Origin of the sequence: Mesorhizobium sp., from assembly GCF_004962245.1 — a bacterium.
Lineage (GTDB): Bacteria > Pseudomonadota > Alphaproteobacteria > Rhizobiales > Rhizobiaceae > Mesorhizobium.
The window spans coordinates 155,950-179,037 of record NZ_SUHQ01000001.1; the positions used below are offsets into that span (position 1 = coordinate 155,950).

Sequence of the window (23,088 nt, forward strand, 5' to 3'; positions counted from 1 at the left end):
GTCAAAGCGGGCTGAACGCACGCCTGTTAGGCAAATACGCAAAGAAGTTTGGAGACGGTCATGGCCCACAAACAGGTATTGTTTCGTTCCGCTGCACGCGAAAAAATTCTTCGTGGCGCAACCCAGCTCGCCGACGCCGTGCGTGTGACGCTCGGGCCGCGCTCCAAGTCGGTCCTGATCGAAAAGAAATGGGGCGCGCCCATTGTCTGCAATGATGGAGTGACCATAGCCAAGGAATTCGACCTGAAGGACTCCGAGGAGAATCTTGGCGCGCGGATGCTCAGGCAGGCGGCCGAGAAAACCGGAGACATGGTCGGTGACGGCACCAGCACGTCGACAGTTCTGGCCCATGCGATGTTCGCCGATGGGGTACGCAACGTCGTCGCCGGCGCCAGTGCGATCGACATCAAGAAGGGCCTCGATCGTGCAACAAAACGCGCGATCGAGACGCTCAAGCAGATATCGCGACCGGTCTCGACCCGCCGCGAGAAAGAGCAGGTGGCGACGATCTCCGCGCACAACGATCCGCTCATCGGCCAGTTGGTCGGCGAGGCAATGGAGAAGGTCGGCGGCGAAGGCGTCATCACGGTCGAAGAGTCGAAGACCACCGAAACCGTTCTGGACGTCGTCGAAGGCATGCAGTTCGATCGCGGGTTCCTCTCCCCCTACTTCGTCACCGATGCCGAGAAGATGGAGGCGGTCCTGGAAGACGCGCTGGTGCTGATCGTCGAGAAGAAGATCGCGTCGCTGAACGATCTCATCAAGTTGCTGGAGGCCGTGGCAAAGTCTGGCTCGCCTTTGCTGGTTGTCGCCGAAGAAGTCGAAGGCGAGGCGCTTGCGACGCTCATCGTCAATCAGATCCGGGGCACCTTCAAGAATTGTGCTGTCAAGGCACCGGGCTTCGGCGATCGTCGCAAGGCCATGCTGCAGGACATCGCCATCCTGACCGGCGGACAGGTCATCTCCGAAGACCTTGGGCTCAAACTGGAAAATGTCACGATGGAGCAGTTGGGGCGTGCGAAGCGGATAGTCATCGACAAGGACAACACGACGATCATCGGCGGTGGCGGAGACGCCAAGGCGATCAAGGGTCGCGTGGAACAGATCCGGCGCGAGATCGACAATACGACGAGCGACTATGATCGCGAAAAGCTGCAGGAGCGGCTGGCCAAGCTTGCGGGCGGCGTCGCCGTCATCAAGGTCGGCGCGCCGACCGAGGCCGAGATGAAATCGAAAAAGGAAGCGCTCGATGATGCCATCAGCGCCACCAAGGCCGCGGTCGCCGAAGGCATCGTTCCTGGTGGAGGCCTTGCCCTGTTGCGCTGCATTGCGACAGTGGCTGACGAGGAGCAGCATTGCGAAGGCGACGAGCGGACCGGCGTGCAGATCCTCAAGCGTGCGCTGGAAGCACCGGTCAGGCAGATCGCAGAGAATTCAGCAGTCGACGGCGGGGTCGTCATTGCCAAGATGATTGAAGGCACCGGCAACTTCGGATTCGATGCCGGACGCAAAGAATACGTCGACCTCGTCGAGGCCGGCATCATCGACCCGACCAAAGTGGTGCGCATCGCTTTGGAAAACGCCGTCTCGGTCGCCAGTGTTCTGCTCTTGACGGAAGCGACCATGACCGAAATTCCGGAACCCGCGAAAGAACGCGCTCTCGAACCGGAAATGACGATGTAGCTGACCTGGGGGCCTGATATGGTGGAAACACACAACTCGATGATTTCGCCGCAACAGTGCCGCGCTGCGCGCATTCTCATCCAGGTCGACCGTCCTCTCTTGGCTGCCGCGTCCGGCGTTTCGGCACAGGCTATCCTGTCTTTCGAAAGGTCCGGCCGCAGTTTACCCGACGCCGAGATGCTCGCCCTGCGGCAAGCTTTGGAGGGATTGGGCGCGGAATTCATTCGCGAAGACGCCATGGGCGGCGCCGGAGTCAGGCTTCGCTTCGATGCTGACCAATCCCGCAAGATCTCGGATTGGGAGGCGGAAGGCGGCAGGGTCGGCGATGACGATGTGCCCTGACGAACTGGCAAAGTATGCATGCTTTGATGCGCATCAAGGCGCAGCATCTGACCTGCGGTGATCCTGCGATAAATCCTATCGGAGGCACGAAAATGATCTTCAACACTATTCTCGTTCAACTCGACCTCGATTCTCCGGCAGCGCCGCGAACGACCTATGCGCTGGAGTTGGCGCGACGCTTCGAAGCTACGCTGATCGGTTTCGCCGCGGCCGATTCATATGTGTTTGTTCCTGGCAACGATGGCGGCATGGCGGCGGCGGAAATCATGCGTCAACGCCGGACCGAGATCGAGGATCGCCTGAAGGTCCTGAAGGAAGAATTCCTGAGTGTCGTCGGAGACGATGCCTCCTGGCGCGAAGAGATCGGCGATCCGACACGTCTGCTCGCGGTGCATGCCCGCGCAGCAGATCTCATCGTGACCGGAACGCCGGCCTCGGGTGTTGCCGGTGATCACCACCGGGTGGTCGATATAGGAACGCTAGTGCTGTCGGCCGGACGGCCCGTGCTGGTTGCGGCCGACCAACTTGCTCCGCCCGACCCCAAGAAGGTTCTGGTGGCGTGGAAGGATACTCGCGAGGCTCGGCGCGCAGTCACCGATGCACTGCCCTTTTTGACCGGCGCACAAGATGTGCTCGTGGCGACGATCGAGGAACAGAACCAGAGGGATGCGCGCGAAAGTGTCAGCGACGTCGTGCGGTTCCTGATGAGGCATGGCGTGAAGGCGAGATCGGAGGTCCTAGGCGCCGGTCATGCGGACGCTTGCGAAACCGTCACCGAACTCGCTCGCGGCATGGGTGCTGAACTTGTGGTCGCTGGCGGCTACGGTCACAGCCGGATCCGTGAATGGGCCTTTGGAGGCATGACCCGCTCCCTGCTCAAGCAAAGCTCAATCAACCGATTGTTTTCGAACTGACGCTACCGCTGAATACAAGGCTGTTCGCCGGCTGATTGGGCGAGCGACAGGCTAATAAGGGTCGCATCGTTCGGGACGGCGGCGAAATCCTGCTTTCGTTCAAGCTCGATCGCTTCGAAAAAACCGAAGTCCCGCAGGGCGCGCCTCGCGCTTCCTGATCTGGAAATGCAGCTGAGGTATCGAGATGAAGGAACTGCCGCTTGCCGAGGTCTATCGGCTGATCGAGCCTGGTCCCGTTGTTCTCCTGACAACCCGGGCCAGAGGACGCGCCAACGTCATGACCCTGTCGTGGCACACAATGGTGGAGTTCACACCCCCAACGATTGCCTGTGTCGTATCGAGCGGCGACTTCTCTTTTGCCGCACTGCGCGACACGAAGGAGTGCGTGATCGCGATCCCGGCCGTAGGTCTGGCAGAAAAAGTCGTGGAGGTAGGCAACTGTTCAGGCCGGGACAAAGACAAGTTCGCGACGATTTGGCTGACACCGCTGCCCGCCGAGCACGTGGCGGCACCCTTGGTCGCTGAATGCTTCGCCAATCTCGAATGTCGCGTCGTCGATACCCGCCTGGTCAACAAATACAATCTTTTCGTTCTGGAAGTTGTGAAGGCTTGGGTTGATCCGGGGCAGCCAAAGCCGAAGACCATCCACCATATTGGAAAGGGAGCCTTCGTATGGACGGAGAGATCATCCATTTCGAGTCGGCTATGCCTTGAGGTCGGCCGCTTGATACGGATCAAGGTCGTGGCATCCAATCTCTGTTCTGGTGGCGGCAGAGCCTGAATGGAGTCATCAAAATGGTTGGCATTACACTCAGCCCTGAACAGATTCGGTCCGCTCCACCGGAAGTGCGGCAGTGGCTCGAGCAGGAGATCGCCCGTTCGCTGGGCCTGCATCCGCAATCCGAGACAGTCGTGGCCGATGCGCCGCATCTGGCCGCCTGCAGTCCTCAGGAAGCAATGGCGATCTATACGTCGATCAGGGGCCTGCTGCCTGTGGTCAACGTCTTCTTCGAACTTGGCCGCGATACGGCGAGGAACAGCGAAGACGGCATTGAAGTCTTCCGGCTTGCCGACATGCTGCGCCACACCCGCCTCCCGGACTTGGAGCGACTGGTCGCCTGCCTGCAAGTCATCGACAACGCTTTCCACCAGATTCGGAATGAAGATGACGAGGCGCTCTTCATCTTGGATCCCCGAGGCTACTGCATCGTCACGGTCACGACCCAGCAGAGCGTTCTTGCCGTCTGGACGCAGGAAATAGCCGCAAAACAATTTGTCACAGGCGATGCCGCGGCGGACACCAGTACAGATTTGTCGCCGGCAGGGCCTTTCTCGATCTCGGGTACGGTACCGCAGACATCCATCCACCTCGGGAAACCCTTCTCGGTGCCAGCCAGTCCGAAGGTCGCCGGCGCTGCCAGCGCTGCGGCCTCCATAGCCGGACAGGAAAGCTGATCGTCGGTGTGACCTACAAAGTGATTCAGGAAGCACTCCGCGCAGCGGGAATTGTGATGAGCAAGAGGGGCGAGACCCATCGCATAAACTTCCTAGCGGCCTCGACGATACCGCTCAGTACACGACGAGCGCCGCATCCCCATCGCCTGTTGGCTAGACTCTCCCCCGAGCCAATGTGGAATTCTTCAGCACGTAGCGCGGCTAATGAAGAACGCCCAACCACGACAGGCTCCACAACGCAATCGACGCTGTCAGGTTCAGATGCGACCCAGAGCTGATGGAGGATCCTATGAGCGATAGACGTTTTGATCGACCCGTTCTGGTCAGGAATGGGCAGTTCCTGATCGAGGAGATTGGATGCCTGGCTGAAGCATTCGAGTTTCTTGAGGGGTGGCCGAAAGATCGCAGGGGACCGATCTATAAAACTGCCTTTCGTGCCTGTGAACGGGCCCATGCCGGTGGCGTTCCGCTTTCTGTCGCGCACGATGCATTCGCGAGCTTCGCCAGATCTGCCAAGATTCTGGAAGGCGCATCCGCCGCTATGCCCTGCGCCATGGGGGCGAAGTCGAGTCGTGGTAGCAAATCGACCTAAGCCTCGGGGCGCGAGAGCGTCCTCCGGTTAGCCCACCAAGCCAGGTCGCCTCAAACTGATCCGCGCCACTGCGACAAGGCGATGTCGTCGCTTTGTCGCGACGAAGCTCTCGGTTCCGCGTCAACACCCCTGTGGTTGAGCGCTTCAAGTACTGGAACGATTCACGCCATCGTCAACGTGTTCTCGATGGCTTCGGTGGAATGTTTCGCAAGGTCCTTGGCCAGCTCGCCCACCAGCTTTGCTCTCAACGGTGCCTGAAAGTGCCTACGCAGCTCGCCCAGCGTCCGCGGATCGGCGATCACTACCACATGCTCGAACGCTTCCGTCAGCGCCTCGCGATTGAGATAGGCAGCCACGGCCGCAGCAAAGTCGTCTTCCCGCAGGCGGGAGTCGTCGGGATTAGCGGTGGAACTGCGATGCCTGCCGCCCGAGCCCGTGTTCGCCAGGTGCAACCCCGGCTCGGGCATTTCGACCAGGTCGATCCGAGGTTCGTGACCTTTGTTGCGGAACAAGCGCAGCTTATCGCCGTCGATTACCGCGACGAGGGTACCGTTAGCCAGAATCATGTTGTTTCTCCCGCGACATGGTTGGACCGAGATCCAGCGCACTCTCTAGCCATCGTTGGCGACGCGGCGGCCACTGACGAAGCCGCCGCTTCCAACTCATAGGCCCATCAGATTATGGAAATACGATCTTCCACAGTTCGGACGCCTGGCGACGACCAGGCGGCGCGTTCCGCAGCCTGGCGCTCTGACCAGGCCCTGACCTTGCCTTCCAGGGTCACCTTGCCATTCAGAACGTGGACGCGGATCGCCTGTGCTTCGGTTTCCGCGTCACGCTTCAGCGCATCCTCGATGCGCTTCTTGATGTCGGCTCCTGATGCACGGGGGGTGATTTCGATCTGGTTGGCTACGCCGACAACGCCTGCCAGGCCGCGTACGGCCTCAGCTGCGGCATTCTTCTGATACTGCCATTCGAGTTTGCCCATTAGCGTGATCCATCCGTCCTGTACCTTGACCTGCACCTTGTCCCTCGGGATGGAGACATTCCAGGTGATCGCATCGACCGCGCGTTTGGCGATCTCGTCGTCGGCGGTCCCTTTCAGGCCAACCAACCGAACTTCGATTTCCTCGGCGATGCCCTTCACTCCCTTGATCCGCTTGACTACATCTTCGGCAGTCGTCTTTTCCCAATAGGAAGAAACATGCCCGGTAAGTGTGACGATGCCGTCTTCCACGGCGACACCGATGTGGGCAGCGTCGATGCTCGGCTCGAATTCCAACTCATCGAGAATGTTCTGACGCAACGTTATATCCGTCATGGTCTGTCTCCTGTTTGTTGAGCGGGATTTTCTCCCGCAGCCAAGCAAAGAGCATCTTTTGCGCCATTCCTCATTGATCCGGCTCAATGCCGGGCTGACTGGCTGAAGGACTGTCATGAAGTGGCGGACGTGCCCACAAGCCAATGGTGTCGCATGCTGTCCAGGGTCTCGGCGATGTCATCGGCCTCGATCTTGACGAGATCGGTGTGACCAAAACCCAGGGAATAGTCGAGAACAGAGATGATCGTGGGCCGTACTCTGAACAGCTTCACGGGTGTGGCCTCACTGGGCTGGATAACCGAAATCTGAGGGAAGCGCTGCACCATCATGCGTCCAATTTCTGTGAGTTCGGACGGCAACACGACCTCCGTGGCGGTCGCTGCCATCGACAATCCCTGAATCTCCAGCCAGTTCGCATAGGGCGCAGTCATGGCGACCGAAACGCGCGGATCGCGAGAAATATTCATAGCCTTCTGCGAGCCGGCTCCGCAGCCGAAATAGAGCAACAGACCGTCATGGACGAACGAGACGACCGTCGCCTGCGGCGAGCCGTCGGAGCGGGTCGTTGCAATGGTCATGTCCATGCAACGCGCCAGGATGTTGATCATCTTCTGCTGAAGCTTGTGTTTCATGACACTCCCTCATTCAAGAATGGTCGGTATCTCGGTCGGCGTCGCCTTCACGCCGCCGGGGCCAGCACCGCGGTTCGCCGCAACGGCGCGAACTCGTCGGGCGTCAATGTTTCTTTCTCGAGCAGCAGTTTCGCGCCGGCGCGTAGGTCGGTGATCCTCTCCCGAAGCACATCCCTGGCAATAGCAAAGGCCTGGTCGATCATGCCGCGCACTGCCAGGTCGACTTCCCGCGCCGTAGCCTCCGAATAGTCTTTCTTGCTCGGTAGGCCAGGGCCGTCACCCAGCCATTGCAGGCGCTGCTCTTCGAGAACGGCCTGCCCCACCGTCGAATCCATTCCGAAGCGGGTGACACATTGACGGGCTACATCCGTGACCTTCGCGAGGTCGTCGGCCGCCCCGGTCGAGACTTCGCCGAATATGACTTCCTCCGCCGCGCGGCCGCCCATCAGGACGACCATGCGGTCCTTCAACTCACCGACGGTGATCAGAAACCGATCCTCCGTCGGGCGCTGCATGGTGAACCCGAGTGCGCCGATCGAGCACGGGATGATGGATACCTTGTGCACCGGATCGGCGCTTGGCGTCGCGACCGCCACCAGGGCATGCCCCATTTCGTGAAAGGCGACACGCTCACGCTCCTGCGGTTTCAGCAATCGGCTTTTACGTTCCGACCCTTCGACGATGCGCTCGACCGCATTGGTAAAGTCATCCATCGTTACCTTGTCGGCGCCACGCCGCGTGGCGATGATGGCCGCCTCGTTGACCAGATTGGCAAGGTCCGCGCCGGTGAACCCGGGCGTTATCGCGGCAATCTCGTCCGCTCTGACGCCAGGCGCGATTGAAACGTTCTTGATGTGGACCTTGACGATGGCCTCCCTGCCCTTGCGGTCAGGCCGGTCCAGAACGACCTGCCGGTCGAAGCGCCCGGCGCGCAGCAAGGCCGGGTCCAGGATTTCGGGCCGATTGGTGGCGGCAAGCAGCACGATACCAACGCGCGGATCGAAACCGTCGAGTTCCGACAGCAGTTGGTTCAATGTCTGCTCTTTCTCATCACCGCCGCCATAACCCGCGAATGGGCTGCGGGCGCGGCCGAGCGCGTCGAGTTCATCGATGAAGATAATGCAGGGCGCGGCCTGCCGGGCCTGCTCGAACAGATCACGCACCCGGGCCGCCCCCACGCCGACGAACATCTCGACAAATTCCGAGCCGGAGATGGAGAAGAAGGGCACCCCCGCCTCGCCGGCGACGGCGCGCGCCATCAGCGTCTTCCCTGTGCCAGGTGGGCCGACAAGCAGGATGCCCTTAGGGATACGCGCGCCGAGGCGGCCGTATTTGTCCTTGTCCTTGAGGAAGGAGACGATTTCCTGCAGTTCCGCCTTGGCTTCGTCGACGCCCGCCACATCTTCGAAAGTGACCCCCGTCTTGCGCTCCAGATAGACCTTCGCCTTCGACTTGCCGATATTGATCAGACCACCCATGCCCTGGCGATTGGCGAAGCCTCGGAACAGGAAAGCCCACAGACCAAAAAAGAGAAGCGTCGGCAGCACCCAGGACAGGATCGTGGTCAGCCAGTTGCTGTCGGTGGCTCCGGTGATTTGGACGCCGGCTTTCTCGAACAGCTCGGCCATGGCGGGATCGACACGATTGGTGACGAAGTATTGCTTTCCGTCCTGCGGCGCCGAGAAGCGACCCTGGATGGTCGTCTCGGTCACCGTGACTGACGCGACCTTGCCATCCGCAACATAGCGAATGAGATCGCTGTAGGAAATCGAAGCCAGATCGCGATACCCGAACCAAAGCTGAAAAAGCGCCATGAAGACCATAGCGGCGATAACGTAGCCGATGTTAAAAGTGTGTTTGCGATCCATAGCGTTCCGCCCGTCGACTTTGCTTGTCTGCAAAATGTCATGCCCTGCGGGCGCGTCCTTGATGCGCATCAAAGTGACAGCCGTCGCCGGCTACCATTGTGCCGGCGATGGCGAGACAGCGACAAATTGCAAACCTGGCAGCGAAGGTACGCTTTCTGAGCGATCCGGCGGCATACGGGAGCGGAACGACACATGTGGAGGCCCGCGAGACGCATATGTCCTGGGTCTTCCTCACGGACGAACTGGTCTACAAGCTCAAGAAACCGGTCAGGCACGCGTTCCTGGATTTCAGCACGATCAGGAAGCGGCAGTTTTACTGCGGCGAGGAACTGCGGCTGAACGCTCGCCTTGCCGCTGAAACTTATCGGCGGGTCCTTTCTCTTCGCCGTGACGCATCGGGCCGCTTAACCCTCGGCGGCAGCGGCCGCGTCGTCGACTGGCTGGTCGAAATGAAACGCCTGCCGCAAGGCGACATGCTGGACGAGCGCATCGCTTGCGGTCGCCTGGCCGCGGCGCAGATCGACGACGTCGCGAACACGCTGGCGGTCTTTTATGCGCAACGTCAGGCCGAAATTGACGGCGGCGGCGCCTATCTGCGCCACCTCACCGGAGAGCAGCGGATCAACCGCGCCATCCTGCTCCGGCCGGAATTGGCGTTGGCGGATATCGCTTCTGGCGCGCTGGACATGGTGGATGGACTGCTGCAGCGATTGAAGCCGCGGATCGAAGCGCGCATTCTTGGCGGCGCGATCGTCGAAGGGCATGGCGACCTGCGCCCCGAACACGTCTGTCTTTGCCAGCCGCCCCAGATCATCGACTGCCTCGAGTTCAACCGGTCGATGCGCGTCATCGATCCCTATGACGAGATCAACTATCTAGGCATGGAATGCGAGATGCTGGGCGCGCCATGGATTCGGCCGCTGCTGGTCAAGGCTCTGCAAAGTCGGCTGCCGGATAGCCCCGATGCCGAGCTGCTGGCGCTCTACGGCGGTTTCAGAGCATTGCTGAAGGCCCGTCTCGGGGTCGCTCATCTCTTCGAGACGCCGATCCGTCATCCGGAAAAATGGCGCCCGCAGGCAATCCGCTACATCAGGCAGGCGGAGCGCGAGATGTTCAGTGTTCGATCCCGATCAATTCGGAAATCGACCCCTGTGTGTGGAGACGCCTGATCGCTTTGCCTATCAGACGGCCGACCGGCACAATTTCCAAGCGCGCCTCAGTGTAACGAGCTTTGGCGGCTGCAGCCGAGTCCACGCTGTCAGTGACGATGATGCGGTCTATCGCCTGGCTGCCGAACAGCACGTCGGCGCCCTTGCCAAACAGTCCGTGCGTGGCGATCGCTTGAACGGCGCTGGCACCGCGTTCACGACAGGCAAGTGCTGCGCGCAGCATAGTGCCACCCGTGCTGATCAGATCATCGACAATGAAAACGGCACTGTCCGCGACGTCGCCTGCAAACAGTTCGCCGGAAACTACATTCCGGCTGCGGCGCTTTTCCATGAAGCCGAAGCCGATTTGCTTCCCAGTTTCCGCCTCCAGGGCCTCCTTGAGCAATTGCGCGCGCTTTACGCCGCCGCTGTCGGGTGAGAAAATGGTGATCGGCAGATCGCCGGCCAGCTTGCCCATGAGGGGAGCGAAGAGCTTTCGCGTGTCGAGGTGCACGCTCACGCAGCGAAAGGCGTTCTGGAACGCCGCGAAATTATGGACGTCGAGCGTCACAATCCGGTTCGTACCCATAGCCTCGAAGAGTTGCGCGACATAGCGCGTGGTGACGGGGTCGCGCGCCTTTGTCTGCCGGTCCTTGCGCGCGTAGGCTAGATAGGGAACGACCGCTGTTACTCGCGCGGCGCCGTTTTCCTTGCATGTCGCCAGGAAGAACAGGAGTTTGCACAGCTTGTCGTTGGCGGACACGCCGCCACTTCCACCAAGGCTGTGCAGTACATAGACGTCCCTGCCGCGCACGCTGACAAGCGGGCGCGCCTTATGCTCCCCGTCCTCGAAATCTCGCTCTTCATGCGGATCGAGTTCGATCGAAAGCGCCCGCGCCGCGGCCGCGCCGAGTTGTTCCGAGCCTTTGAGTGCGAAGAAACGCATGTTTCCTGTTATCCAGTTTCGGGCACGGATGGATTGATCCGCATCAAGGATGCGGGCCTGCGAATGGCTTAGGGGCACTAATCGACAATCTTGAAGTCCTGCGCTGGGGGAAGCCATGCCGGAGCTGCTTCGGACCACGACGCCGGACACAGGCGTCAAGCCAATGATGACATTGGCGACTAAACCACTCCCTGAGAACATCGGCGTGGCAGCAAAACTCCGCGATTTTGCCGATCTGCTAGACAGCCAGGGCGCGGACGGTTTCCGCGCGCGGGCTTACAGATCGGCGGCCGATGTAGTCGCCAAACTGGAGCGGCCCTTGGGCGAAATCCTGGCAAAGGAGGGACGCGACGGCCTCGTCGCCCTTCCGGCAATCGGAACAGGCATAGCCGGCGCGATTGCCGAGATCATCGCGACGGGACGGTGGTCCCAACTGGAACGGCTGCGCGGCGAGATGGAGCCGGAAGCGTTGTTTCGGTCGATCCCCGGCATCGGCCCACAATACGCGCACCGCCTCGCCGACGAGGCACAGCTCGAGAGCCTCGAAGACCTCGAGAACGCCCTCCATAGCGGCGCGCTTCATATCAAGGGGATTGGCCACCGGCGCAAGGAGATGCTGGCTGCGACCCTCGCCGAGCGGCTCGGCAGAGTTCGGCTGAGAACGACACATCAGCCTCAACCCTTACCGCCGGTGTCCATGCTGCTCGATGTCGATCGCATGTACCGCGAAAAAGCAGCTGCCGGCGAGCTTCGCAAAATCGCCCCAAAGCGCTTCAATCCCAAGGGCGAGGCCTGGCTGCCGGTCCTGCACGCGCGACACGACAACTGGCATTTCACCGCGTTCTTCTCGAACACCAGGCTGGCGCACGAATTGGCGAAGACGCGCGACTGGGTCGTGATCTATTTCCAGGCCGAGGGTCAGCCGGAAGGGCGCTGCACAGTCGTCACCGAAACACGTGGGCCGATGGCGGGCAAGCGCGTCGTCCGGGGACGGGAAGACGAAAAGCAACTGAAGGAACCAGCATGATGAAAAGAGCGGCGACCAGGATTGGTGACGGCGAGACGGAACTCGAAGTTCCGCTCGAAACCGTATGCTTCATTATCATCAAGGCGCGCGAATTCGATGCCAAGGATCCGGTTACCGAACCCAGCCCCGCCTCCAATCCGTCCGACGATCATTCCGCCGCGATCCTCGAGGATCATGACGACGACCCGGTCCTTGAGGAACTGCGGTCGCTGATTTCCGATCTTTCCATTGACGCACAGATCGACCTAGTGGCCCTGATGTGGCTGGGCCGCGACGATCATTCCGCCGACGAATGGCAGAGTGTCCGCTCGCAGGCGGCTGACGCGCACAATGAGCATACGGCTGATTATCTTTGCGGGACACCCCTGCTTGCTGACCATCTCGCCGATGGTCTGTCGACACTCGGCTACTCCTGCGCCGAGTATGAGGGCGAGCACCTTTAGCCATTGCAGCGCCCTGCGCTTGCTGACGGATTGCGTTTCGCGCGGCGACGATCGCCGTTGCGCTATCCCTTGATGTTCGAGCATCTCCATCGCTCTAGCGGAAAACATTTTCTGTCGCCTTTGATGTCAATCAATGAGCCTGCTCCCTGCATCGGCTTTGATGCAATTCTCGTCAGGCCGAGCCGAACTTGGTGACGCGGGCGCGATGGACCGTGGCAAAACGCGGATTCGCGAAGCAATGGACTAGTCCGGCAGCGATACCTGGCGAGCGGGTCCGCTGGCCTCCAACTCTAGCGCCTCTTGGGAGACCTAAAGGTGGAAGGGTAGGCCGCGGTACCTGTCGATCAACCCACTTTCGAGGATAAAGCCATGGCCGAAGCTGCCACCAAACTGCCTGTGAAATCCGAAAAAACTGCCGCCCCTGCCCGGTCCGACAGCTGGACTGCCCCGTTCGAGAGCCTGCGTCGCGAAATCGACCGTCTGTTCGATGACTTCCATCCGTTCGATTTTCGCCTGCCGTCGGCACGCTCCCTGTTCGGCCGCGAATTGCCAACGCTGCGCTACGCGGATTGGCAGATCGCGCCGGCGATGGATCTTGTCGAAAAGGGCGAGGAATATGAGATCACGGCCGAACTGCCCGGCATCGACGAAAAGAATGTCGAGATCAAACTCGCCAACCGGACGCTGACGATCAAGGGCGAGAAGACGGAAGAGAAGGAAGAGAAGGACAAGGACTACTATCTGTCCGAGCGCCGTTACGGCTCCTTCCAGCGTTCGTTCCAGCTGCCCGAAGGGGTCGACGCCGACAAGATCGACGCGAGTTTCGCCAAGGGTGTATTGACGGTGAAGCTGCCGAAGACCGCCGAAGCTCAGAAGGCCGAGAAGAAGATCACGGTCAAGGCGGCGTAATAGGCGTGACCACTGATCGTCTCAGCGCGTCTGTTCGGCGCGCTGAGACCTTCTAAGAGAAGACGATTTGCAAGCTGCGCTTATTTGAGACCTGGGTCGCGGAACGAGCAACATTTCGACCTAGGGCTGTGTTGCCCCCGCGCCATATCAACGCGATGGTCTGGCAATACTTCCTGGGCTGCCAGGTTCGCGGGACTGATCGCGTGCTTGGCCTTCGGCTATCTCGAGCTTCTTCTGCTCCAACGCCAACAAGCCTTCGATGACGCGCCGTTGTTCCGGATCGGTCTCGCATGCGAGCAGATCCCGAAAATGGGCGATATTGGCACGCGCAATGAACCGGTCCATGACAGCAGCATCCTACACCCAAGCTCGGGCCGCCCAAAGCTATTTTGATGCATGTCGATGCTGCGACTCGCGCTTTCGGTCGCCCCTCGGTCTCGTCAGGCGCGAGTGATTTCATCGAGAAGCCCTTCGAGGATGAAGTCCTGATCAACGCCATTAAACGAGCGGCGAACCGGTTCGATACCGACACCGAGGAGGCCCACGACCTGGCGGCGATCCGCTCCCGGCTCGATCAACTTTCAGAGAGGGAACGTCAGGTTCTGACGGGCGTTGTGGCCGGATTGCCGAACAAGACAATCGCCGATGACCTGAGCATCGGTTTGCGGACGGTCGAAGTTCACCGCGCCGACATCACGTCCAAAATGCAAGCGAGCAACTTGCCAGAGCTGGTACGGATTTCAATGGCTTTGGAGCTGGCCGACAAGGGATATCCGGGGAGCCGGAGCTGATTGCAGGACATCACCCAAAGCTACCTCCACACCCCTTTCGACCGCCCGTCCGGGGCTTGCTGATATTGCAGCGATGCGGACAGGCATGGCAGGTCTGCTGAAGCAGTCTAGGTGGAATCCCATAAGGACCAAACCGGATTTCGTAATTTCAGATATTGCGCCATTGATCTCATAAGCAGAGGCAGAATGTCGTCTCGATCTGGTGACGTCAGCTTCACCATCGAGACTATCTTCCCCGTGCGTCTCTACCCCCAAGCAGAAGGCACAATCCACATGCCGGGCCTGCGCAGCAGCGAGATGATGAAATGGCAGACCTTGCGGAACGTGGCGGCCCAATAACAGGAAACTCGACTGCTGACTGCCGTTCGGAAGGCATTCCCGTGCCCGGCAGGCAAGATGCCCGATCGTCAGATTTGACCTGCGTCAAGGATGCCTTTTCCTTTCCGTCCAAAAATAAACCTATGTGGCAACCAATATCGACTGCCCCTTTTGATCGGGATTTGGAATTGGCCGTCATGGACAGGGACGGCGCTCACGCCCTCGTTTTTCCCTGCAGGCGTATACTGACAGGCTGGATCAAATCGGCCACGAAGGAGCGGGTCGATATCTCACCCACCCATTGGAGAATATGGGAACCTGCCAACAAGGAGGTTTAGCGGCGTTGCCGCGTTTCTCTATTTATTATTGTGCCTGTTTATTCCCCTATCGGCCTCCTCGGCTTTCCTGAGCTTTTCCTCTTCTTTCACGAGCAGATCAAGCAGGGTCTTCCGCTTGACCTCATCTTGCTCCTCGGCCAAGAGCTGTCGAAAATGCTCGATATTTAAGCGAGCGATCTGCTTATCCACTCATCACATAAGCAGCCGCAGCGGCTTCCCTGTTCATTGTGTACCAACATAGCACAGCCAGATTTGCAGGTATCGCGACAAAATTCAGTCGCACATCGGGTAGCCGCAGTTCGATCTCTTCGAACTCGCCCACGTCTGATCCCGCCCACAAACGTCAGCTCCACCAAAGGAACGCGGCAGATGGCGCGGGACCCCGGTAGCTTTGGAACGGCGCGATCCCGCAGCGACGGCTTCGACCTTCACGAGCAAGCCTTGGCCACACATCCGGTGAGCGACTGCCTTCGACCGGAAGGACTCGTCGCTGCCGCCTGTGCCTTGATGGTGAGGCGGGTAACCGTCAGCACGTGGTCATACGGCACCGCCGTCGCGGTGCGGTTGCGCACTTCGGCGAGAAAGTTGCGGAAGTAGGTGAGCGGCTCACCGCTGGCGCCGATGTAGCGGGTGCCGGCGCGATTGGATGTAGCGATGATCCAGCCCGATTGCTGCGAAACGCAACGGGCGGCTCATGCTTCCGCCCCGGCAACGCGGACAGAACCGCCCGACCTGCCGGCCTCGATCAGCGCATCGATCAGCCGATGCACCTTGAGCGCCTCCTCGCCGGTCACCTTCGGCTCGCGGCCGGCGCGGATCGCCTCGACGAAGTCGGCCATCACGGCACGGTGGTAGTCGTGTGGAAAGGCCATCGGATCGGCGCCGGTGCCACCAGCCGATCGGTCCGGCTCGATCGCGATCTTTCGGCCGTTTTGGAACTGCACTAAGAGTTCGGTGCCGCGCACCAGGGCCGTGCCTTTCGCGTAGGTTAGCACGATCTCCTCGAGAAAGCCGGGATAGGCGGCCGTCGTCGCGTCGATTGTGCCGAAGGCGCCGTTGGCGAAGCGCGCCGCGGCGCAGACCATGTCCTCTGTCTCCATGCTGTGGACGGGCGTGGTCGCCGCGAATCCCCTCACCTCGGCGATCGGTCCAGCCAGGCTCAGCATTAGGTCGAGCGTGTGGATGCCTTGCGAGATCAGCACGCCGCCGCCGTCCCGCGCGAACGAACCCCGCCCCGGCTCGTCGTAGTAGCTCTGCGGCCGCCAAAGGCGGATCACCGTCGAGCAGCCGACGATCGCGCCGAGTTCGCCGGACGCGAGAATCTCGGCCAGCCTCACCCCCGCCGGCCGGAAGCGGTGCTGCAGGACGACGCCGAGCTTGACACCGGCCTTACGGCAGGCGGCGACGAGTTGTTCGGCGCGGGCGGTCGTGATGTCGAGCGGCTTTTCCATCAGCACATGTTTGCCCGCCTCGGCGCAGCGGATCGCGATGTCGCGATGCGTGTTGGCGGGCGTGAAGACGGCGACCGCCTCGACGCTGCCGTCATTCAGGATGGTGTCCAGACTGTCGCAGAGCGGGAACGGGAACGTCTCGCCGAAAGCACGTCTGCGCGCCTCGCTCGGAGCGAAGGCGTGGATCACCTCGACCCTGTCCGACAGGTCCATCAAGCCGCGGGCATGCGGCGTCACCGCCATGCCGAGGCCCACGATTGCGATGCGCGTCTTCTTCACGGGAGGATCCTTGTTTCGATACGGCGAGGCCTGCCGATGCCCTCGGTGTGGGCGATCTTGAAGACGAACTTATCTTGCGCGAACGCGGCCGGCGATTGCCGGCATGGCGAGTGCCGCTGCGCCAGCCTTGACGAAAATGCGGCGGCTCAAAGCGAATATTCCGGATTTCATGTCGGTTCCTCCCGTTGAAACCCTGATTGCGCGACCGCGTCGAAGCTTGCGGTACGGCACCATGCCGGTGACCGGCGGAACTGTTCTGCACCGAAAGGAGCGCCCAATGCCTCGTCTCGTCACCTGGATTGTGATTATATTGGTGGTGATAATATCCAACGGCAACGAAAGCCAGCCGGCGCCTCATGCGATAGACCAGAGCGAATGAGGCGAACGGCCGGGTGGCCGCGATCTTCCCCTACCCCGAAGATGATCTGCTGTTATTCTCAGCCGCCTGCTCTCGCTGTTTTTTCAGGACTTCGTCAGTCCCGACCAGCTTTTTCGACCCGCCGGATATCGTTGTGGACACCACGGCAGGCGGGTCGCTCGCGGGGAAGGAATCCTCAAGGCCGGCCTGCAACTGATCTTCCAGGATTTCCGGCTCTTCCGACCGACCGGCTGTCCTTCGGGTTTTTGTTTCCTTCAGAGGCTGTTTCAGCTTCGGTGAAGACTTGACCTCTCGAACACAGGCATAAAGCTGTTCGATGGCAAATTCCTTCAGTGCATCGAAGTCGGCTCTACCGTCATCATGCATTGCCTCGATCTGATCGACCGTTGTTTTCTCGAACTGGTCAAGGCTATCGCTTCCGCAAGCCTGGCAAAGGCGCAACAATGCTTCATTGAGCATTTTCGGGCCAAAGTAAGCCGACGCCTCGAGCTTTAGCCGCTGCAACTGCTCTGGAGTTGCCGCCTGAAGTTTTGACATATGCAGCCCTTTCGCCTGATGAGCATATCAACGGCAATTATCGGCAGATGTTCCATCCGCCGGCACTGATGCATCGCTCTTGTTCAGCAAGCCGCCGCCAATCGCCGGGCTACCAAAGCGTCTTGCGATCTTGATTTAACGCTTATGAGCCGGCGCAACGGCACAGCGTTATGCAACGGCTATCTGTGGCGCAGGGCAAATCCGACAGTGCAAGGCGATCGTACCGAGCCTAAGACGTTAATCGGCCGATTTCTTTGGCGGGGTCCCGGATCGCTTGCGTGATGCTGGAAGATCACCTTCGTGACGTCACCTTGCACAGGGCAGTTGCAAGTCCGACGGCAATTAACATTTGGGGTGGCGAAAAAGATCGGACGCAGCTAACGTATCGTTGCTTTGGAGAGTGTCGTGCGTACGAGACGTTTCAGAAAGCCGATAGTCGTTCAACCAGGCCGGATCGATCGCGACCGGGTTGTTTTGTCGGTGTCCGACGCGGCTAAAGTGTTGCTGAGGGACTGGCCGGCGCCAGCCTCCGAGACGCGGCTCGCTGCGATCGAAGCCTGCCTTGCTGTTTTCCGCGGCGAGAAGCCGCCAAGGGTCGCGCGCCAAGCGTTCATCGTCGCGGCCAAGGATGCGAGGATCCTGCTCGGCGAACAAATCTAGACCGGCGCCGTCAAGCCGAGCCTCGTTCAGACAATCGCTCGAGCGAAAGTTTAATAATCGATTCCCTATAGCAAATATTGCGGGATACCCCGGCCACGGCTCACCGTGCACACCACCGCAATCGGCGGCCATCGTCCGACGTCATAAGGGATCGAGATGCGCCTGCTATGTGTAGGCCAGGCGAACTTCCGCGATCACGCCATAATCAATCCGGCGAATTTTGCTATTCTTTCTTCGCGGCGAATCCCAACGCCGCTTGGCCGGCGCCACCTAGGCAACCCCACCTTCCCCCGCCCCTGCGGCGCCGGCCATCCTTCGCCAGGTACTACATCGGTTACGCTGACACGCCCCCGCGACCGGTTTTCGGCTCCGTCATCCAGGGCATAGCTGCAGAGATGTCCTCAAGGATTTTGGCCGATCTCGCAAAGCCGGCGAAAGCGTCACGTGCAACCGAAATGGGAACTTGACCATCGTAGGCGCGCTGGCAAGCTCGGAACGCTGCGTTAAAGATTGGCCCTCTGCGATCCTTCGGCCATTCCTGCAGGAATTCGAAAGCATCAGCCAAGCATCCGATTTCCCCCACCATGACCCCTCCTCCTTTCTTGACAAAAACAGGTCGGTCGAAAGTCCTGTCGTTCATTAGATCCTCCATTCAACTGAACGAGTGTTTGAGCTTCCATGAGAGAGCCGTGAGCGACGGCTGCGGGAAATATGTGAAGAGCATTTTTTGCCGTCAAGGAGATCAATTCGAAATGCCGAGGACTGCTCGTTCCACAAGCTCTGACCGCATCCACCCGGTCAATTCGCCTGGAACAAAATTTTCCAGAGGTGGTTCTCCCCATGAAGGGACACACTTTTTCGAAGGAGATGTCTCATGATGAGAAAAGTTCTGATCACCAGCATGCTGGCCATCGGCGTTGGCTGTGGAGCAGCGTTCGCTCAGGAACAGCAGCCGGCCGAAAGCCAATCGGGCGGCACCAGCTGCGCACCCGGCACGGCTGATTGCCCGAACGGTTCAAAGATGGGCGGACAGGCCCAGGGCGAGACCGGCAGCACGACCGAGGAGCAGGCTCAAGGCAAGGCGAAGATCCAGACCGATGAGCAAGCTCAGGGCAAAGCCGGCGCAACCACCGATCAGCAGGCGCAAGACAAGATGAAGGTCAAGCCCGAGGATCAAGCCGAAGGCAAGGCGGGCGCCTCAACCGAGCGACAGGCCCAGGACGAGATGAAGGTCAAGCCGGAGGATCAGGCCGAAGGCAAGGCCAGTGCTACCACCGAGCAGCAGGCGCAGGACAAGGCGAAGGTCCAGACCGAGCAGCAGACCCAGGGCGAGGCCGGTGCCGCCACCGAGCAGCAAACTCAGGGCAAGACCTCTGCTGAGCCACAGGACGAGACTTCGACCGGCTCGATCGAAAATGTGAGCGTTGAACAGAAAACGGAAATCACTCAGATCCTGAAGGAGGAGAAGGTCGAACCGGTCGCGAGCATCGATTTTGACATCTCCGTGGGCGTCGAGGTTCCGCGCGACAAGGTCAGACTGTATCGTCTGCCACCGCGTATCGTCAAAATCGTCCCAGCTTACGAATCCTATGAGTATTTCGTGTTGGCTGACGGCCGGATCGTTATCGTCGACCCGGATACGCTCGAGATCGTGCTTATTCTGACCTGAGGTCCTTGTTAGCGTGAAGGGGTTCGCCTCACCCACGGCGGACCTCTTCAACACTCATCGACCGACGTCGGAGGGCAATCTCCATTCATCGAACGGCGACAGCCATTTACGCCGCTGTTCTCATGGTGTCCTTCCTATCCAAAAAAACCCAGGATAGGACTTCAGTCTGCCCCTTGGCCGACCATGGGCTGGCGCAGGCAGTGCTTTGGTCCCGGACTGCCATCGCAAAAGCCCTAGTTGGGGCGTTTTCAGGAACCGAGTTCCTGCAGGCGTCGTTGCGATGCCGAACCTGTGACTGGAGGCTGCAATGGACCTTAGCATTCACCAAGCACTTTGGCTGCCTTTTCCGTTACTTGGCTTGGTGTTCGGGGTCGCGTCCGTCGGGCTTGTTGTCGGCTGATTGAGCCTGATCGTTGAAGCTACACACTTGCGCAGTAATTAGTCCCTTCCTGCGCCAGCTAGACCCACCGGTTTCTCCCCCCATGAGACTGGTGGGTCTTGACACCACCTGATGGTGAAGGAAGCGTGTCAGCAGGGCACAGAAGATGGCTCGGGCGAATTCGAAACAGCAGGCAGAATACGAGGCGCGCTGTGACGGTTAGAGGATATTCTAACATGCTGTTGACGGCACCGGCCATACGGCGACCAAGGCTTCGCATTGCCATCTGCCTTACTGCGCTGACCTTCATTCTCACCGTGAGCCCCTACCGTGTGGCACAAGACGGATTGTCACTGACGATCAGCCCGCAGGCCGCCTGGGCAAAGGATGGCGGCCAGGGAAACTCTGGGAATTCCGGAAATTCTGGGAATTCCGGAAACGCTGGGAATTCTGGAAATGCTGGGAACTCTGAAAACGCCGGGAATCCGAACTCCACCGGCAAGGACAAAGCAAAATCATCGGAAGACAATCCCCCCCAAAATCCGGTCATGGCGGTAAACCCCAAGGCCAAACCAAAACTGTACATCAACGCGACCACGGGAGACCGGATTGAGGTGCGCGGATCGAGCCTTGATGTGGTGCATTCCAACGGGCTCAGCGAGCGCATCGATGGCGGCCACTATGAAATGCGCGATGCCAAGGGCCGCACCATCATTCGGCGCGTGGCAACGCGCTCCGACCGGTCAAGACTGCTCGCCATGATCGAGTAGGTTTCACAAGCGGCGAGCCATCCGGCCGCACCGCAACTTCATGCAGGGTGGCGGACAGGCGACTGCTGACGCTCGGTCGCGTCGCGCAATGTCATCGCGGCTTCGGTCCGGTTGCTCACATTAAGCTTGGCGAGAATGCGCGTCATGTGATGCTTTATGGTTTTCTCGTGCAGGTTCAGCTGAAGACCGATCCGCTTGTTGCTCAATCCCGCGGCAACGAGGGTCAGGATCTCTCTTTCACGACTGGTGAGTTCGGCCAGCACGTCAACTTTCGCGGTCGCGGTTGACTGGGTGGACAAGTCGACCAGCACACGCGCCGACAATTGCGGGCAAACATACCGTTCGCCCAACGCCACCGTGCGCAATATGGCGGCCAGTGTTCTCGACCCGACACCCTTCAGGACATAGCCTCTTGCCCCGCTCTGCAAGGCGGTCATGACGTCCTGGTTTTCCTCCGAGACGGTTAGCATCACGATTTTCAGATCCGGGTTCCGCTGCAGAGCCGGCTCGATCGCGCTCAGGCCCCCTCCAGGCACCGAAATGTCCATCAGAAGGATATCGAGCTGCAGGTCTTCCGATATCCGCAAGGCGTCATCCCTGCTGCTGCCTTGGGCGACGATCTCGAACCCGCCGATCTGGTCGAGAGTGCGCACGACGCCCTCCCTGAACAGCGGATGGTCGTCGATGACGGCGAGCTTTATGGCCGCTGGCATCATGCCTGTCCCATTTCAGCTATGTTGAGAACCATTTTCACCACTGTACCATTCTGTGAAGATGTTACGGCAAATTGGCCGCCGAGGCTTTCTACCCGCTCACGCAACCCGACGAGCCCCAGCCTTTCAGGATGGACGATCTTTGGGTCGAAACCTTGGCCGGTATCTGAAACCTCGATACAAACGCGCTCCCCGTCGAAATGTTTCGCGACCGATTGACCGGCACCTCCGGCGTGGTGGAAGCCGTTGTTCAGCGCCTCCTGGATAAAGCGAAAGATGCAGATCTTGGCCGCTGGAGACAAGGGTGTGTGCCCCCCGGTCATGGACAGCATTACTTTGACGCCGGTCCGCTCTTCGTGCGCTCGCACGGCAAGCTCGAGGATTTCCGTCAACTCCGCATTCTCGACATGCGGCAGCACAAGGCCCTTGCTGATGTTCCTGATTTCGCGCATGGCGTCGTCCAGATTGGCTTTGACGGTCCGCAGTTCCCGTGCGCGCGCCGCAGCCGGCGTGGCAGGATCGGCAAGCACAGGGCTGTCGATCCCTAGCGCAGCGAGGGCAACCAGTTGCGCCGGCCCGTCGTGCAGATCCGCACCGATGCGCCTGAGGTAACGTTCGTTGAGCGCCGTGGCGCGCTGCGAAGCGCGCTGCACCCGCAACCTCAACATTCTGTTTTGAGCAAGCAGATTGGAAAGTTCGGCAATGCGCTGCTTCAATGAGCGGCTCTGGGAGTCAATCGTACGGCTGCCACGAAAAACGATCGCGGAAAGCCCGAGGAAGAAAATTGCGGTAACCGCAGCGACATCGAACCATGTTCGAACGAGTGCCCGCCGGAGATCCTTTTCAAAATCGGTGGCGATCTCGTAGAATTCCAAAACAGCCACGACTTCGCCCGACCACGGCTGAAGCACCGGATTGTAGATTTCTAGAAGATGCAAACCACTGTCTCTCTCAGCCTGGCTCTCCAGGTCATCGAGCTTGTCGAACTCCGAGACCATGTGACCTGCGAACGCGGTCCGAAGGTTGTCGCTGGGTGGAAAGCGCTTCCCGGTCAATTTCTTGTCGGTTGAATAGAGGATGGTTCCGTCGCGGCGCCAGAGCTTGAAGGATTGGAGCCTTGTGCCGAGTGCGCCTTGTCCCAGCGTTTCATCCAGCGCATGGGCAACGCTCTCCTCCAGCACCTCGCTCCTGCGCATGTCGGGGAGCAGCGGCGCAATAACGCTGTCGACGTAAAGAGCGGTGGCGGAAGCCGAGTTCCGGGTGACCGCGGCTTCTATCTGGCTTGTCATGGACATGCCCACCACGATCATCGCCGACAGCGAGAATAGCCCGCCCGCGAGCAGAAACTGAGTGGCCAGCGACAGTGCATTCCATCGATCGACCAGTCTTGTCGCTCTATATGGCGCCATATCCCAGCGAACCGGCCAATCTGTTGTCGAGCGACGCTAAGCGACGCCATCTTTGATCTGCACAGATCAATTGCTAGGGAACTTAGCGCTTACGGACCAGACGGAAAACCGCACC

General features: G+C 59.9%; 26 protein-coding genes. 14 read left to right on the forward strand and 12 right to left on the reverse strand.

What is annotated here, in order from left to right; genetic code table 11:
- Window positions 1-60: 60 nt before the first annotated feature.
- The 6 genes from groL (at window position 61) to E5X88_RS00790 (ending at window position 4,986) form a co-directional block, all read left to right on the forward strand.
- Window positions 61-1,683 carry a chaperonin GroEL gene (gene groL, locus E5X88_RS00765; protein WP_292157228.1) on the forward strand — a complete coding sequence of 541 codons (1,623 nt, stop codon included), beginning with the start codon at window positions 61-63 and terminating at the stop codon, window positions 1,681-1,683.
- Window positions 1,684-1,722: 39 nt separating this feature from the next.
- Window positions 1,723-2,025 carry an XRE family transcriptional regulator gene (locus E5X88_RS00770; protein WP_292157230.1) on the forward strand — a complete coding sequence of 101 codons (303 nt, stop codon included), beginning with the start codon at window positions 1,723-1,725 and terminating at the stop codon, window positions 2,023-2,025.
- Between the two features lie 26 nt (window positions 2,026-2,051).
- Entirely contained in the window at window positions 2,052-2,939 is an 888-nt protein-coding gene (locus E5X88_RS00775; protein WP_366664792.1) for a universal stress protein, read from the forward strand.
- A 184-nt stretch (window positions 2,940-3,123) separates the two neighbouring features.
- Window positions 3,124-3,720, forward strand: a complete 597-nt coding sequence (locus E5X88_RS00780) for a flavin reductase family protein (protein ID WP_366929921.1) — start codon at window positions 3,124-3,126, stop codon at window positions 3,718-3,720.
- Between the two features lie 14 nt (window positions 3,721-3,734).
- Window positions 3,735-4,394 carry a hypothetical protein gene (locus E5X88_RS00785; RefSeq protein WP_292157232.1) on the forward strand — a complete coding sequence of 220 codons (660 nt, stop codon included), beginning with the start codon at window positions 3,735-3,737 and terminating at the stop codon, window positions 4,392-4,394.
- Window positions 4,395-4,683: 289 nt separating this feature from the next.
- Window positions 4,684-4,986 carry a DUF982 domain-containing protein gene (locus tag E5X88_RS00790; RefSeq protein ID WP_292157235.1) on the forward strand — a complete coding sequence of 101 codons (303 nt, stop codon included), beginning with the start codon at window positions 4,684-4,686 and terminating at the stop codon, window positions 4,984-4,986.
- A gap of 161 nt (window positions 4,987-5,147) precedes the next feature.
- On the opposite strand, the gene E5X88_RS00795 is transcribed toward E5X88_RS00790, so the two are convergent.
- The 4 genes from E5X88_RS00795 to ftsH form a co-directional block, all read right to left on the reverse strand.
- On the reverse strand, window positions 5,148-5,552 hold the full coding sequence (locus E5X88_RS00795; protein ID WP_292157237.1) for a host attachment protein: 405 nt from the start codon (window positions 5,550-5,552) through the stop codon (window positions 5,148-5,150).
- Window positions 5,553-5,659: 107 nt separating this feature from the next.
- The gene (locus E5X88_RS00800) at window positions 5,660-6,307 is read right to left on the reverse strand and encodes a BON domain-containing protein (RefSeq protein ID WP_292157635.1); all 648 of its coding nucleotides are present in this window, start codon (window positions 6,305-6,307) and stop codon (window positions 5,660-5,662) included.
- Window positions 6,308-6,420: 113 nt separating this feature from the next.
- Entirely contained in the window at window positions 6,421-6,915 is a 495-nt protein-coding gene (locus E5X88_RS00805; RefSeq protein WP_292157239.1) for a pyridoxamine 5'-phosphate oxidase family protein, read from the reverse strand.
- Between the two features lie 71 nt (window positions 6,916-6,986).
- Window positions 6,987-8,807: an ATP-dependent zinc metalloprotease FtsH gene (gene ftsH / locus E5X88_RS00810; RefSeq protein ID WP_292157241.1), complete on the reverse strand. Its 1,821-nt coding sequence runs from the start codon at window positions 8,805-8,807 to the stop codon at window positions 6,987-6,989.
- 107 nt (window positions 8,808-8,914) lie between these two features.
- On the opposite strand from ftsH, the gene E5X88_RS00815 reads away from it, so the two are divergent.
- Window positions 8,915-9,976, forward strand: coding sequence for a hypothetical protein (locus E5X88_RS00815; protein WP_292157637.1), 1,062 nt, complete (start codon window positions 8,915-8,917; stop codon window positions 9,974-9,976).
- Here E5X88_RS00815 and prs read toward each other — a convergent pair.
- Window positions 9,921-11,018, reverse strand: coding sequence for a ribose-phosphate diphosphokinase (gene prs / locus E5X88_RS00820; protein ID WP_292157242.1), 1,098 nt, complete (start codon window positions 11,016-11,018; stop codon window positions 9,921-9,923). The genes E5X88_RS00815 and prs overlap by 56 nt on opposite strands.
- Before the next feature lie 88 nt (window positions 11,019-11,106).
- On the opposite strand from prs, the gene E5X88_RS00825 reads away from it, so the two are divergent.
- From E5X88_RS00825 to E5X88_RS00835, 3 genes are all read left to right on the forward strand, one after another.
- The gene (locus E5X88_RS00825) at window positions 11,107-11,928 is read left to right on the forward strand and encodes a helix-hairpin-helix domain-containing protein (protein WP_292157244.1); all 822 of its coding nucleotides are present in this window, start codon (window positions 11,107-11,109) and stop codon (window positions 11,926-11,928) included.
- Entirely contained in the window at window positions 11,928-12,371 is a 444-nt protein-coding gene (locus E5X88_RS00830) for a DUF3775 domain-containing protein (protein ID WP_292157639.1), read from the forward strand. The genes E5X88_RS00825 and E5X88_RS00830 overlap by 1 nt, the downstream gene beginning before the upstream one ends.
- A 369-nt stretch (window positions 12,372-12,740) precedes the next feature.
- Window positions 12,741-13,280 (forward strand): Hsp20/alpha crystallin family protein, encoded by a 540-nt coding sequence (locus E5X88_RS00835; RefSeq protein ID WP_292157246.1) that lies wholly within the window; start codon window positions 12,741-12,743, stop codon window positions 13,278-13,280.
- A gap of 147 nt (window positions 13,281-13,427) precedes the next feature.
- Here E5X88_RS00835 and E5X88_RS00840 read toward each other — a convergent pair whose 3' ends face one another.
- The gene (locus E5X88_RS00840; protein ID WP_292157248.1) at window positions 13,428-13,625 is read right to left on the reverse strand and encodes a hypothetical protein; all 198 of its coding nucleotides are present in this window, start codon (window positions 13,623-13,625) and stop codon (window positions 13,428-13,430) included.
- A 47-nt stretch (window positions 13,626-13,672) separates the two neighbouring features.
- On the opposite strand from E5X88_RS00840, the gene E5X88_RS00845 reads away from it, so the two are divergent.
- Complete coding sequence (locus E5X88_RS00845) at window positions 13,673-14,071, forward strand: LuxR C-terminal-related transcriptional regulator (RefSeq protein WP_292157250.1); 399 nt, start codon at window positions 13,673-13,675, stop codon at window positions 14,069-14,071.
- 674 nt (window positions 14,072-14,745) lie between these two features.
- On the opposite strand, the gene E5X88_RS00855 is transcribed toward E5X88_RS00845, so the two are convergent.
- The 3 genes from E5X88_RS00855 to E5X88_RS00865 form a co-directional block, all read right to left on the reverse strand.
- Entirely contained in the window at window positions 14,746-14,916 is a 171-nt protein-coding gene (locus E5X88_RS00855) for a hypothetical protein (protein WP_292157252.1), read from the reverse strand.
- Window positions 14,917-15,419: 503 nt separating this feature from the next.
- Entirely contained in the window at window positions 15,420-16,457 is a 1,038-nt protein-coding gene (locus E5X88_RS00860) for a Gfo/Idh/MocA family oxidoreductase (protein ID WP_292157254.1), read from the reverse strand.
- Window positions 16,458-16,866: 409 nt separating this feature from the next.
- On the reverse strand, window positions 16,867-17,373 hold the full coding sequence (locus tag E5X88_RS00865) for a hypothetical protein (protein WP_292157255.1): 507 nt from the start codon (window positions 17,371-17,373) through the stop codon (window positions 16,867-16,869).
- Between the two features lie 405 nt (window positions 17,374-17,778).
- Here E5X88_RS00865 and E5X88_RS00870 point away from each other — a divergent pair, with 405 nt between their 5' ends.
- Window positions 17,779-18,033 carry a DUF982 domain-containing protein gene (locus E5X88_RS00870; RefSeq protein WP_292157258.1) on the forward strand — a complete coding sequence of 85 codons (255 nt, stop codon included), beginning with the start codon at window positions 17,779-17,781 and terminating at the stop codon, window positions 18,031-18,033.
- Between the two features lie 334 nt (window positions 18,034-18,367).
- On the opposite strand, the gene E5X88_RS00875 is transcribed toward E5X88_RS00870, so the two are convergent.
- A complete protein-coding gene (locus E5X88_RS00875) occupies window positions 18,368-18,673 on the reverse strand; it encodes a DUF982 domain-containing protein (protein ID WP_292157259.1) in 306 nt (101 codons plus the stop codon).
- 237 nt (window positions 18,674-18,910) lie between these two features.
- On the opposite strand from E5X88_RS00875, the gene E5X88_RS00880 reads away from it, so the two are divergent.
- Both E5X88_RS00880 and E5X88_RS00885 read left to right on the forward strand, forming a co-directional pair.
- Window positions 18,911-19,702 carry a DUF1236 domain-containing protein gene (locus tag E5X88_RS00880; protein ID WP_292157643.1) on the forward strand — a complete coding sequence of 264 codons (792 nt, stop codon included), beginning with the start codon at window positions 18,911-18,913 and terminating at the stop codon, window positions 19,700-19,702.
- Window positions 19,703-20,317: 615 nt separating this feature from the next.
- Window positions 20,318-20,851: a hypothetical protein gene (locus E5X88_RS00885; RefSeq protein ID WP_292157262.1), complete on the forward strand. Its 534-nt coding sequence runs from the start codon at window positions 20,318-20,320 to the stop codon at window positions 20,849-20,851.
- A gap of 38 nt (window positions 20,852-20,889) precedes the next feature.
- Here E5X88_RS00885 and E5X88_RS00890 read toward each other — a convergent pair whose 3' ends face one another.
- Window positions 20,890-21,564 (reverse strand): response regulator transcription factor, encoded by a 675-nt coding sequence (locus E5X88_RS00890; RefSeq protein WP_292157646.1) that lies wholly within the window; start codon window positions 21,562-21,564, stop codon window positions 20,890-20,892.
- On the reverse strand, window positions 21,564-22,973 hold the full coding sequence (locus tag E5X88_RS00895; protein WP_292157264.1) for a sensor histidine kinase: 1,410 nt from the start codon (window positions 22,971-22,973) through the stop codon (window positions 21,564-21,566). Before E5X88_RS00895 ends, E5X88_RS00890 begins: the two co-directional genes overlap by 1 nt.
- Between the last annotated feature and the right edge of the window lie 115 nt (window positions 22,974-23,088).